11 protein-coding genes are annotated in these 13,801 nt (G+C 41.5%); all 11 read left to right on the forward strand.

The window, feature by feature from the left end; all coding sequences use genetic code 11:
- Positions 1-27: 27 nt before the first annotated feature.
- On the forward strand, positions 28-243 hold the full coding sequence (gene rpsU, locus P3J6_RS18225) for a 30S ribosomal protein S21 (protein WP_002957797.1): 216 nt from the start codon (positions 28-30) through the stop codon (positions 241-243).
- Positions 244-262: 19 nt separating this feature from the next.
- Positions 263-709 (forward strand): GatB/YqeY domain-containing protein, encoded by a 447-nt coding sequence (locus P3J6_RS18230; RefSeq protein WP_008114877.1) that lies wholly within the window; start codon positions 263-265, stop codon positions 707-709.
- A gap of 160 nt (positions 710-869) precedes the next feature.
- Entirely contained in the window at positions 870-2,621 is a 1,752-nt protein-coding gene (gene dnaG / locus P3J6_RS18235) for a DNA primase (RefSeq protein ID WP_198523722.1), read from the forward strand.
- A gap of 124 nt (positions 2,622-2,745) precedes the next feature.
- Entirely contained in the window at positions 2,746-4,587 is a 1,842-nt protein-coding gene (gene rpoD / locus P3J6_RS18240; RefSeq protein WP_010391796.1) for an RNA polymerase sigma factor RpoD, read from the forward strand.
- A 71-nt stretch (positions 4,588-4,658) separates the two neighbouring features.
- Positions 4,659-5,540 (forward strand): 50S ribosomal protein L11 methyltransferase, encoded by an 882-nt coding sequence (gene prmA / locus P3J6_RS18245; protein WP_054202602.1) that lies wholly within the window; start codon positions 4,659-4,661, stop codon positions 5,538-5,540.
- A 282-nt stretch (positions 5,541-5,822) separates the two neighbouring features.
- Complete coding sequence (dusB, locus tag P3J6_RS18250) at positions 5,823-6,794, forward strand: tRNA dihydrouridine synthase DusB (RefSeq protein WP_010391792.1); 972 nt, start codon at positions 5,823-5,825, stop codon at positions 6,792-6,794.
- Positions 6,795-6,813: 19 nt separating this feature from the next.
- Entirely contained in the window at positions 6,814-7,104 is a 291-nt protein-coding gene (gene fis / locus P3J6_RS18255; protein ID WP_002957804.1) for a DNA-binding transcriptional regulator Fis, read from the forward strand.
- 234 nt (positions 7,105-7,338) lie between these two features.
- Positions 7,339-8,925, forward strand: coding sequence for a bifunctional phosphoribosylaminoimidazolecarboxamide formyltransferase/IMP cyclohydrolase (gene purH, locus P3J6_RS18260; protein ID WP_198523723.1), 1,587 nt, complete (start codon positions 7,339-7,341; stop codon positions 8,923-8,925).
- Between the two features lie 109 nt (positions 8,926-9,034).
- The gene (locus P3J6_RS18265) at positions 9,035-9,853 is read left to right on the forward strand and encodes a class I SAM-dependent methyltransferase (RefSeq protein ID WP_075169883.1); all 819 of its coding nucleotides are present in this window, start codon (positions 9,035-9,037) and stop codon (positions 9,851-9,853) included.
- Positions 9,854-9,867: 14 nt separating this feature from the next.
- Positions 9,868-11,151, forward strand: a complete 1,284-nt coding sequence (purD, locus tag P3J6_RS18270) for a phosphoribosylamine--glycine ligase (RefSeq protein ID WP_178956638.1) — start codon at positions 9,868-9,870, stop codon at positions 11,149-11,151.
- Positions 11,152-11,244: 93 nt separating this feature from the next.
- Positions 11,245-13,785, forward strand: coding sequence for an EAL domain-containing protein (locus P3J6_RS18275; RefSeq protein ID WP_198523724.1), 2,541 nt, complete (start codon positions 11,245-11,247; stop codon positions 13,783-13,785).
- The last annotated feature ends 16 nt before the right edge of the window (positions 13,786-13,801 follow it).

Genomic DNA, 13,801 nt, shown 5'->3' on the forward strand with positions numbered 1-13,801 from the left:
CTCATAATTTAGGTAGGTGAATTTTTAATGCCAGTAATTAAAGTAAGAGAGAACGAACCGTTTGACGTAGCACTTCGTCGCTTCAAGCGTTCATGTGAAAAAGCAGGTATCCTTTCAGAAGTTCGTCGTCGCGAGCACTATGAAAAACCAACAGCTGAGCGCAAGCGTAAAAAAGCAGCTGCTGTTAAACGTCACATGAAAAAACTTTCTCGTGATAACGCTCGTCGCGTTAAATTATACTAATATATTAGGTCTTGTATAAATGAGCCTTTTAATAACGCTAAAAGATGCGCAAAAAGATGCGATGAGAGCTAAAGACAAACAACGTCTTAATCCTATTCGCATGGTACTTGCTGCAATCAAGCAACGTGAAATTGACGAGCAAATAACACTAGACGACGCAGGTATTACCTCCGTTATAGTGAAGCTTGTTAAACAACGTCGCGACTCTTACACTCAGTACAAAGATGCTGGGCGTGATGATTTAGCTGAAATTGAAGCCAATGAGATTACAGCACTTGAAGCTTTTTTACCTCAACAATTGAGTGAAGAAGAAATCATTGCTCTCATTGACGCGGCTATTGCTGATACTAACGCAGCAGGTATGCAAGACATGGGTAAAGTAATGGGTATAATCAAAAGCAAAGCCGAAGGTCGTGCCGATATGGGCAAAATCTCAGGTTTAATTAAGCAACGATTAACTGCCTAATACTCCCACATACATTAAGTATGATTGAAGTAAACCGAGCCTTGAGCTCGGTTTCTTCGTTTAGAGCACTTCAAAAAAATATGCATTTGTGTTCCAATCTCTGCGTATTATAATTCGCTTTTAACACTTTTATATTTACCTTAGGGCTGTACTTTAAACAATGGCTGGAAAGATCCCACGCAACTTTATCGATGATTTATTGGCACGAACCGATATTGTCGACCTGATTGACTCAAAGGTAGGGTTGAAAAAAGCAGGCAAAGACTATCAAGCTTGCTGTCCTTTTCACAATGAAAAATCGCCTTCGTTTACTGTATCGCAAGATAAACAGTTTTATCATTGCTTTGGCTGTGGCGCTAACGGCAATGCTATTTCTTTTGTTATGGAATATGACAAACTTGAGTTTGTTGATGCAATTGAAGAGCTAGCCAGTTTACTTAACCTAGATGTTCCTCGCGAACAAGGAAGTAGTAATGGCCCAGAACGCACCGCAGCACAAAAACGTTCTGACTACGATTTAATGCTCCATGCAGCTCGTTTTTATCAACACCAGTTAAAACATCATAGTAATTCTGAAACAGTAATAGACTATGTAAAAGGTCGCGGCTTAAGCGGCGCAACAGTTAAAAAGTTTATGATGGGCTATGCGCCCAGCGAATGGGAAGGCCTCTGCCAACAGCTTGGACGTAATCAAGAACAAAAAGAGCAATTAGTTGAGCTAAAGCTCGCATCTGAAAAAACGCCAGGTAAGCAATTCGATTTTTTCCGTGATCGTTTAATGTTTCCTATTCGTGATAAACGCGGTCGCGTCATTGCTTTTGGTGGCCGTGTAATGCAAGCAGATCAGGGGCCAAAATATTTAAACTCTCCTGAAACACGAATATTCCACAAAGGCTTTGAACTTTACGGCCTTTATGAAGCAAAACAAGCACATAAAAAACTCGATCATGTACTCATAGTAGAAGGTTATATGGACGTTGTTGCGCTGGCTGAACAAGGCATAGAATACGCAGTTGCCGCACTCGGCACAGCGACAACCAGCGAGCATATGCACACCTTATTCAGAACCACTGACAAAGTTATTTGTTGCTACGACGGTGACCGTGCAGGTAAAGATGCCGCGTGGCGTGCACTGGAAAATGCACTTCCTTACTTAAACGATGGCAAAGCACTGCATTTTGTATTTTTACCCGATGGTGAAGACCCTGATTCACTCGTTCAACAAGAAGGTAAAGAGGCTTTTGAGCAACGCCTTGAAAACGCCGATGACTTCACTAAAGTGCTGTTTAATAAACTAAGTAAAGAGATTGATTTAACGCTTGATTCCGGTAAAGCGAAGCTACTTAGTGCAGCATTGCCATTAATTGAAAAAATCCCAAGTGAGTTCTATCAAGAAAATATCCTAGAGCAGTTAGGCCGATTAATTGGTCGCACCCGTGAGCAACTTAATAATCACTTAAAAACGCCAAAACAACAGCAAGCAATTGAACGCAAATTTAAAATTACCCCCATGCGCCAAGCGATAGGTATTTTAATTCAGCATCCTAATTTGGCGAAAAGCGTGCCCTACTTGCCTGATTTAGCACAAATGAATATTGCAGGAATCGGCTTGTTATTACGCCTACAACATCAAGCGTTACAAAAAGATGGCATTACCACTGCACAAATTCTCGAATCATTTAGAGATACTGATGACTATGAGCCACTAACTAAGTTAGCGACATGGCAACATCAAATAAATGAAGAGCGTTTAGAGACTGTTTTTCAAAATACTTTTAAATTTATTGAAGATCAGTGTTTAAATTATCGACTAGAGACCCTATTAATAAAAGACAAGACACAGGGCTTAAATAGCGATGAACGACTAGAATGTCATTTGCTAATGACAGCGTTAAAAGCAACGAACAGCTAGTCAGATTTGATTTAGGCTGTTATACTGTGCTATTCACTGCGTCACATTATTCTGGTTAGCCTTTGAGCAAACTCCATGATGGCGCCTGTTGTATCAACTTATCAGAGTGGAAGAAACAATCTCTATGGATCCAACTCCTCAGTCACAATTAAAACTTCTGATTCAAAAAGGTAAAGAGCAAGGTTATTTAACTTTTGCAGAAGTTAATGATCACCTTCCACAAGATATTATCGACTCAGATCAAGTAGAAGATATCATTAGCATGATTAATGACATGGGTATCAAGGTTAGCGAAAACGCGCCTGATGCTGATGAATTAATGATGCAAGAAACCACGACAGACGAAGACGCAGCGGAAGCTGCCGCTGCAGCCCTTGCTACTGTAGAAAAAGAAATCGGCCGTACAACAGATCCTGTTCGCATGTACATGCGTGAAATGGGTACTGTTGAACTTCTTACCCGTGAAGGCGAAATTGTTATCGCTAAACGTATTGAAGAAGGCATTAACCAAGTACAGATTTCGGTTGCTGAATACCCAGAAGCGATCACTTACCTACTTGAACAGTGGGATAAGTTTGAAGCAGAAGAGATGCGCCTTAGCGACATTATCTCTGGCTTTTTCGATCCTGATGCAGACGAAGCACCACCAATTGCTGCCACTAACATTGGCTCTGAATTAAGCGAAAAACAGCTTGATGACAGCGACGATGATGATGACAGCGATGATGAAGACGAAGAAGAAGTAGATACAGGTCCAGATCCTGAAGAAGCGCGCATCCATTTCGAAAACTTACGTGATTTATACACTAAAGCACGTGAAACATTCGATAAGAAAGGTCGCTCTCATCCAGAATCACAAGCCGCTATTTTAGAAATTGGTGAGTTGTTCAGAACCTTTAAACTTGTGCCTAAACAATTTGACCGCATGGTTAATAACATGCGTGAAATGATGGACCGAGTTCGCGTTCAAGAACGTCTTATCATGAAGCATGCAGTACAAGTTTCAAAGCTTCCAAAGAAAACCTTTGTTAAGCACTTTGCAAACAACGAAACTGACACAGCATGGCTTGATATTGAAATTGCAGCTAACGAAAAGCATTCAGCTAAACTTGAAGAAGTGAAGCCTGAAATACTTCGTTGTATTAGCAAACTTTCTTCAATGGAAGAAAGCACTGGCTTAAGCATTGAACGTATTAAAGATATAAACCGTCGCATGAGTATTGGTGAAGCGAAAGCGCGCCGTGCTAAAAAAGAGATGGTAGAAGCGAACTTACGTCTGGTAATTTCAATCGCTAAAAAATACACCAACCGTGGTTTACAGTTCTTGGATTTAATTCAAGAAGGTAATATTGGTTTGATGAAAGCGGTTGATAAGTTTGAATACCGTCGTGGTTATAAGTTCTCTACTTATGCCACGTGGTGGATTCGCCAAGCAATTACTCGCTCTATTGCTGACCAAGCAAGAACGATCCGTATTCCAGTACATATGATTGAAACGATCAATAAATTGAACCGTATTTCACGTCAAATGTTACAAGAAATGGGTCGTGAGCCAAATCCAGAAGAATTAGCTGAACGCATGATGATGCCTGAGGATAAAATCCGTAAGGTACTTAAGATTGCAAAAGAGCCAATTTCAATGGAAACACCGATTGGTGATGATGAAGATTCGCACTTAGGCGACTTCATTGAAGATACTACTATTGATTCGCCTATCGATTCGGCAACAATGGAGTCTCTTCGTGGCGCAACTAACGATGTGCTCGCTGGCTTAACTGCCCGTGAAGCGAAAGTACTACGTATGCGTTTTGGTATTGATATGAATACCGACCACACGTTGGAAGAAGTAGGTAAGCAGTTTGATGTAACACGTGAGCGTATTCGTCAAATTGAAGCGAAGGCACTACGTAAATTACGTCACCCTTCTCGCTCTGATTTACTGAAAAGCTTTTTAGACGCTAAATAATCTAGCGTTACATTATGAGTTAACTCAAAAGGCCGCTGTAGCGGCCTTTTTTCTATTTCAAGGAAATAAACATGGCTTGGATCCAAATCCGTATCAATGCCAATGCTGCAACCGCAGATGCAGTTAGTGACTTATTAATGGAAGCTGGTAGTGCTTCTGTTACTTTTATTGATGCTAAAGACACCCCTATTTACGAACCCAAAATTGGCACTGTCGTTTTTTGGGCTGATACCACAGTAATTGGTCTGTTCGAAGCTAATCACGATATGAACGCCGTGGTTGCGTTATTAAAGCGCCATGATGAGCTCAAAGACAATTTAGTTTACAAAATCGAGCAACTCGAAGACAAAGATTGGGAACGTGAGTGGATGGATAACTTCCACCCTATTCAATTTGGCGAAAAACTATGGATTTGCCCTAGCTGGCGCGATATTCCAGACCCTGACGCAGTCAATGTGCTACTTGATCCTGGCCTTGCATTTGGTACTGGCACGCACGCCACCACCGCGCTGTGTTTAAAGTGGCTTGAAAGCCAAGACTTAAGCGGCAAAACGGTAGTCGATTTTGGTTGTGGTTCCGGCATATTAGGCATTGCAGCAATTAAACTAGGTGCAGAGCGCATGATAGGGATAGACATTGATCCGCAAGCGCTAGAAGCAAGCTTAGATAACGCTAACCGTAATGGCGTTGCTGACAAGCTTGAAGTTTACTTACCAGAAAACCAGCCTGAATTTACAGCCGATATTGTTGTGGCAAATATTTTAGCGCAACCTCTGCGTGAGCTTCATAGTGTGATTTTAGGATTATTAAAACCAGGCGGTAAAATTGCCATGTCGGGCATTTTAGAAGAGCAAGCAAAATCGGTTGCCGATATATATGCGCCCTTTATTGAACTTGATGAGATTGCCATTGAAGGCGACTGGACCCGAGTCAGTGGCATTAAAAAAGCATAATAGTGCGTTTTTTCAAAGTTTAGAGTATTAACTCAAAAGTCGTTTCTAGAGCCTGTATTTAACAGGCTTTACTATTTTTTTACATAATAAAAAATAAAGATTTTTTATTATAAAAACAACGACCGTTCAAAATTCACACAAATAAACCGCTTCGTCATACGGTTATCAAATGTCAATACGAAAAGAGCAAAAAAAAGTCACTTTTGTTCAATTTATAGCCTTTGATTTTTGCGCAAAAAGCCGTAAACTTAGCGCCCCTTGAAAAGAGGCCTATTGAATATCGTGCGTATCGGTTCATACCAACTTGAGAATAATGTCATTGTCGCGCCTATGGCGGGCATAACAGACAGACCATTTAGACAGTTATGTCGTCGTTTAGGCGCTGGCCTTGCTGTGTCTGAAATGCTGTCGTCTAATCCGAAGGTTTGGAAAACCGAAAAGTCGATGAACCGAATGGATCATTCTGGTGAGTCGGGTATACGTGCGGTGCAAATTGCAGGAGCAGACCCTGAGCTTATGGCACAGGCCGCACAATTCAATGTTGCAAACGGTGCACAGATCATAGATATCAATATGGGGTGCCCAGCAAAAAAAGTGAACAAGAAACTTGCAGGCTCAGCCTTATTACAGTTTCCAGAACTCGTGGAAGAGATTATTGATGCCGTCGTTAATGCGGTTGATATACCTGTAACACTTAAAATCCGTACTGGATGGGATCAGGACAACCGTAATGGTGTAGAGATTGCAAGAATAGCTGAACGTTATGGCATTGCATCACTGGCTGTACATGGGCGCACGCGCGCATGTATGTACAAAGGTGATGCTGAGTACGCCACAATTAGGGATATAAAACGTTCAGTGTCGATACCTGTGGTTGCTAATGGTGATATTACATCACCTGAAAAAGCAAAGCAGGTTTTGGACTATACGGGTGCAGATGCCATCATGATTGGTCGAGCCGCCCAAGGTCGCCCTTGGATATTTAGGGAGATAGACCACTATTTGCGAACTGGTGAACATATGCAGCCACCTGCTATTGCAGAGGTGCGCAGTATTTTAATGGAGCATTTAACCAACCTCCATATGTTTTACGGTGAGCCAATGGGAGCACGAATCGCTCGCAAACATGTATCTTGGTATTTGCAAACCCATGACAGTGACGGTCAGTTTAGGCGAGTATTTAATGCGCTCGACAATTCCGAGGAACAGGTCGTCGCATTAGAGCAATACTTTAAAACACTAGCAGCTAACTAAGAAAGAAAGAGACTTTATAATGTTCGAACAAAACGTGACTTCTCCATTTATCACAAACCCTCATGTTCAGTCACACGAGAAACCGCAGCCATTGCGTGATGCAGTAAAAAAAGCTGTTCACCACTACTTAAAACAGCTTAACGGTCAAGATGTGCAAGACGTTTACGACCTTGTTCTTTCTGAGCTAGAAGCGCCATTGCTTGAAGAAGTAATGACTTACACACGTGGCAACCAGACTCGTGCGGCAATTTTACTAGGTATCAACCGTGGTACTTTACGTAAAAAGCTTAAAAAATACGGTATGAACTAATACCTAGGGTATTGATGCCGTAATTGCTTTACCGCGCTTACTGATTCAATACACCGAGTGTTTTATAAAACGCTCTTAAAAAGCACCTTAGGGTGCTTTTTTTATATGCAAAATTTATTAACGAAATTGCAAAATGCTCACGCTTTATGGGTCGTTATAAGTCGTTTTTTGAGTCGTAATCAGTTAAAATACGCGCTTCTAAGCTAGCTCATTAACTGAGGAAATCAAACTACAATGGATACACATCGTCCTATACGTCGCGCACTTTTGAGTGTGTCAGACAAAACCGGTATTGTTGAATTTGCCCGTGCACTAGAAGCACAAGGTGTTGAAATACTTTCAACTGGCGGCACATGTAAACTACTTGCTGATAATGCTATTAAAGTGACTGAAGTATCAGATCACACCGGTCACCCTGAGATCATGGATGGTCGCGTAAAAACCCTTCACCCAAAAATTCATGGCGGTATCCTTGCTCGTCGTGGCCAAGATGAAGACGTAATGGCAGAAAACAACATTGCTGCTATCGACATCGTTGTAGTTAACTTATACCCCTTTGCGAACACTGTCGCTCAAGAAAACTGCAGCCTTGAAGATGCTATTGAAAACATCGATATTGGTGGCCCAACCATGGTGCGTGCAGCAGCTAAAAATCACAAAGATGTGACGATTGTTGTTAACGCAAGCGACTACGACCGTGTTATCAGCGAAATGCAAAATAATAACGGCTCAACCACCTACAAAACCCGCTTTGATTTAGCTATTGCCGCCTATGAGCACACAGCGCAATACGACGGTATGATTGCTAACTACTTCGGTAAAATGGTTCCTGATTACACAGAAGAAGCCGCTGAAGATACTAAGTTCCCACGTACTATTAATATGCAATTCACTAAAAAGCAAGATATGCGTTACGGTGAAAATTCGCATCAAGATGCCGCGTTTTATGTTGAAAACGACATCTCTGAAGCGTCAGTGGCGACAGCCACTCAACTGCAAGGTAAAGCATTATCGTTTAACAATATTGCCGATACCGATGCCGCACTTGAGTGTGTTAAAGAATTTGATGTACCGGCGTGTGTTATTGTAAAACATGCTAATCCATGTGGTGTTTCAATTGGCGAAAATATCTTAGAAGCATACGATCGCGCCTTTAAAACTGATCCAACGTCAGCGTTTGGCGGCATCATTGCTTTTAACCAAGAACTTGACGCAAAAACTGCACAAGCGATTGTTGAACGTCAATTTGTTGAAGTTATTATTGCGCCAAGCGTGAGTGCAGAAGCCGCTCAAATAGTATCAGCTAAACAAAACGTACGTTTATTAGAGTGTGGTGAGTTCTCTGCTAAAGGCACAGGCCATGACATTAAACGCGTTAATGGCGGCGTTCTAATTCAAGACCGTGATTTAGGTATGGTAACGCAAGACGACTTAACGGTTGTCTCTAAGCGCCAGCCTTCTGAGCAAGAACTTAAAGACTTACTGTTCTGTTGGAAAGTGGCTAAATTTGTTAAATCAAACGCCATTGTTTATGCCCGCGACGGTATGACTATTGGTGTTGGCGCAGGCCAAATGAGCCGTGTTTACTCAGCTAAAATTGCCGGTATTAAAGCCGCTGATGAAAACCTTGAAGTTAAAGGCTCAGTTATGGCATCAGATGCATTTTTCCCATTCCGTGATGGCATTGATGCTGCAGCCGCAGCAGGTATTACCGCGGTTATTCAACCGGGTGGTTCCATGCGCGATGAAGAAGTAATTGCCGCAGCTGATGAAGCCGGTATGGCAATGGTGTTTACGGGTATGCGCCATTTCCGCCATTAATCGCTTAAAGAGCTAACTGCTTCAGTTAGCTCTTTTTGTTTGCATCAAATTCACGTATTCTGCTTATTCTATAACCATGACTAACAATTATAATGTGAAGGATTAGACGATGAAATTTGCACTAAAATCTCTACTGGTTGCAACGCTGTCATTAAGTTCAACAATGGCATTAGCACACAACCATGGCCACGACTCAGCATTAACAAATGCAGTTAAAGCAAGCGAGCGCAGCAGTGAACGCGACCAATACCGCAATCCTGTAGAAACCCTCGAGTTTTTTGGCTTTAAACCAACAATGACTGTGGTAGAAATTGCGCCTGGCGGTGGTTGGTATAGTGAAATTTTAGCGCCAGCACTAAAAGAGCAAGGCACCTATTATGCCGCGCATTTCCCTGCTGATTCATCGGTAGGTTACTACCAACGTTCTCTTGCTGGTTTTAAAGCTAAAATCGCTGAAGATGCCCGCTTTAGTGACGTTAAACTTACTGAGTTTGCTCCTTCTACTCATTTAGATATTGCACCTGCAAGTAGCGCCGATATGGTACTTACTTTTCGTAATGTCCATAACTGGTTCATGAGTAAAGACAAAGACGCAGCAAGCAATGCATTTAAGTCTTTTTATACAGCACTTAAGCCTGGCGGCACTTTAGGCGTAGTTGAACATCGCCTACCCGAAGAGCAAGCCGATGAAATGCAAAAGTCATCAGGTTATATGAAGCAGAGTGTGGTTATTGCACTTGCTGAACAAGCAGGTTTTGAACTTGAAGCAAAAAGCGATATTAATGCAAACCCTCTTGATACAGCCGATCACCCTAAAGGGGTATGGACCCTTCCACCGAGCCTTAGACTTGGCGAGCAAGATGCCGCTAAATATAAAGCCATAGGTGAAAGCGACCGTATGACGCTGAAATTTAAAAAACCGCTTTAAATAGGATATTCGCCATGAATGTATTAGTCATTGGCAGCGGCGGCCGCGAACACGCACTTGCGTTTAAGGCCGCTCAAAATACAAAAGTAAACACTGTTTATGTTGCTCCAGGTAATGCGGGCACAGCCCTTGAGCCAAAACTTGAGAACGTAGCAATTAACGTTGAAGATCTTGATGGGCTACTTAGCTTTGCACAACAAAATAATGTTGAGCTAACCATTGTTGGTCCAGAAGTGCCGCTAGTATTAGGTGTTGTTGATAAGTTTCGTGAACACGGCTTAGCTATTTTTGGCCCAACAGCAGGTGCAGCCCAGCTTGAAGGGTCTAAATCGTTCACTAAAGACTTTTTAGCACGTCATGCTATCCCAACCGCTGATTACCAAACGTTTGAACAAATCGACCCTGCGCTTGCCTATTTAAAAGAGAAAGGCGCACCGATTGTTATAAAAGCCGATGGTTTAGCGGCCGGTAAAGGCGTGATTGTAGCCATGAACGAGCACGAGGCTGAAGAGGCTATTCGCGATATGCTGGCGGGTAATGCCTTTGGTGAAGCTGGCAGTCGCGTTGTCATCGAAGAGTTTTTAGAAGGTGAAGAAGCGTCGTTTATCGTAATGGTTGATGGTGAAAACGTACTGCCATTTGCAACCAGCCAAGATCATAAACGTGCTTACAATGGCGATGCTGGCCCAAATACTGGCGGTATGGGCGCTTATTCTCCGGCACCGGTAGTGACTGATGAAATTCATCAACGCATTATGAATGAAGTGATTTACCCTACGGTAGAAGGTATGGCTAGCGAAGGCCACCCGTACACTGGCTTTTTATATGCAGGCTTAATGATAGATGACACCGGCACACCAAAAGTAATTGAATATAACTGTCGTTTTGGCGACCCTGAAACACAACCTATGATGCTACGTTTGCAATCAGATTTAGTTGAGCTGATTGAAGCTGCTAACCGTGTAGAGCTTGATAAAACTACCATTGAGTTTGATTCACGCGCTGCTGTAGGTGTTGTTTTAGCTGCCAAAGGCTACCCAGATAGCTACCCGAAAGGCGATGCGATTAGTGGCCTGAAAGTAACTTACCCTGAAGGCGAAAAAGTTTTTCACGCAGGGACTAAGCAAGATGGCGATAACGTAGTAACTGCCGGTGGTAGAGTATTATGTGCAACGGCACTAGGTAATACCGTTACCGAAGCGCAACAACGTGCCTATAAACTGGTTGATGAAATCAGCTGGGACGGCATGGAATACCGTACAGATATAGCCTATCGTGCAATTGCTCGTGAAAAATAATTATTGAGTTTTACTCATTAAACTTTATAAGCGCAGATTATCTGCGCTTTTTACTGCTACACTGTAAAAAAACAATCAGGGCACAGGTTAATATTGGAATTTAAAACCTTGCGCTATCATGCGATAGCGGTCGTAATACTAATTTTTATCTTTTTTATTATCAGCACATTGGCAACAAACTTTGTGATGCCATCTCGCTATACTATAGATAAAATAACTCCTGTTTACCTCGATCATGCATATTACATAGACAAGAGTAAAACACAAAACTTCGCAGAAGTAATGAGTAATAAAGCGCAATTTAAAGAGCAAGAATTTAACGATATTCCTTGGAGTTTTCAACAGCAAAATTATTGGTTACGCCTTGATTTAGAAAACAAAAGCAGCAAAGAAGAAGATGTGGTGGCGCACTTTGATAATCCTATGGTGGATCACCTCACTATATATAGGCTCAATAGTAATAACCAGCTACTCGAAACTTATAAGCTTGGTGATAAAGAGCCGCGCCTTACTTTATTTAAGTACAGCGTTCCCCATATCCGTTTTAAGCTTGATGGCCAATCTAAACAACAATTAGTCATAAAAATAGATACCGTGGGGATTAGTAAAACCCCAATTCACTTATATCGCCATACTGTATTTGTTGACTTAGTGCGCTCTCAAACAGGCATTTGGGGTATTTTTGCTGGCGTACTACTAATGGCTTCGCTGTACAACTTATTGCTCTATTTTGGTATTAAAGAGCGTGTTTACTTGGTTTATATTGGCTACATTATTAGCGCTATTGCATTAATGGGAACCGTGCTCGGATTTGGTTTTTACTTATGGCCGCTTGAATGGCAATTATTTATTCACGAAAAAGTCATTGTGGTCAACTACACCATGGCGATTTTTACCCTCGCCTTTTGTACACTATTTTTGCGTTATCACAAAGACGGCTGCTGGCGTTATAAACTAAGCATCGGCTTATTAAGGCTGATGCTAGTTCTCGGTATATTGAGCTTTTTCATTCCCGAAAACATAGCTGCGCCGATATTTTTTGTAATTCTAGGATCGCAATATATTGTCTGCTTCATTTTAATTTATAACAAATTAAGAAGTGGTTTTCGTTGGGCTAAGTTTTACGTGTTTTCATGGGTGCCACTGATCATTGGCGCAGCCGTTCAACCTCTAGAACTCACTGGTGTTATTTCCTATAGTTTTTCAATACGCCATGCATTTTTAGTTGCCATTTTGTGTGAAATTGTCCTAATGGCAATGGCACTCGCTGATCGGATTCGTTACCAGCGTGAGCAAGTTCTTTATCATGCAACACATACCCAACAAACCAAGCTACTCAATAGCGCCAAGCTAAAGTATGCCTTTATGGCACTCAAGGCGCAGCAGCGCTCTACCACTTTATGTTTAGTGAAAATACGTCATTTTAACTCGCTAAATACCATTATTACCTCTTCGCAAGGGTATGAGCTAATTAAGCATGTTGCTCACGAGCTTGAATGCAAATTAAGCTTTGAACGAGAGTTTTTTCATCTCAACAATGGTATTAATCAGCCAGCTAAAATTGCTGATTTGGGCAGTGGTGTATTTGCCTGCATTTCTACTAAAAAACAGAGTCAGCACACGCTCGAAGAGTTACTAAAACAGATTTTAAATAAATTACCAAAAACGTATCAAATTAAAGGTTTAGATTTACAACTTAATTACAGTGTTGGCATTAGTGGTTATGGTAAACGTGATGACTTTGAGTTTTGGTTAAAACGAGGCTATTTAGCATTACATGACGCTAAACATAGCCAAAGTAAAGTAAGCTCATCACTTACGTATGACAACCTTACCATGGACGTTGCCCTTGCTGCCAAGCTACAACAAGCGATAAGAGAGGATCAGCTGGCACTGTATTATCAACCACAGGTAAGCTTAGAGGAAAACAGTATAAACGGCGCTGAAGCCTTACTACGTTGGCCCGATGCTGACTTTAAAAATATTTCGATAGAAAAGCTAATTATACTCGCCGAACACACTGGTATTATTAATGAATTAACAATTTGGGTTATTGAACAAGCCTGTAAAGACATTGCAAAGCTGGCATCCGATGGCATAAGCAATCATAGTATTAGTATTAATTTAAGTGCAAAAAATCTAGCCATTACTAATTTGACCGAAAAAGTAGAGAATATTTTGATTAAGTATCAGGTTGCTCCTCACTTATTAAAGTTTGAACTGACTGAGTCTGCTTTTGTCGAAAATCAAGATGCATTAGTCACCTTAGTTGATGAGCTTGCTACTTTGGGCGTTAAAGTAGTACTAGACGACTTTGGCACTGGTTATTCATCGCTTAGCTACTTGGTTAACTATCACTTTAGCGAACTTAAAGTAGATAAGTCATTCGTGTTTGATTTAACTGATAACCGTGCGCATCAGGTTATTGTGCAAACAGCCATAGATATGGCACATAATCTGGGCCTAACTATCACGATTGAGGGCGTAGAGACTCAAGAGGTTCATCAGCTACTTACAACAATGAACGCCGACCGTACTCAAGGCTACCTGTATGCCAAAGCACTCTCTTATGATAATTATTTAGACTTCTTAAAAAGCCAATACAGCCTAAAAATGTTAAACTCCCCTTTTTAACATCTTTGGGGCCAAG

The sequence above is a fragment of the Pseudoalteromonas sp. 3J6 genome, assembly GCF_903995135.1.
In the GTDB taxonomy this organism is placed as follows: Bacteria; Pseudomonadota; Gammaproteobacteria; order Enterobacterales; family Alteromonadaceae; genus Pseudoalteromonas.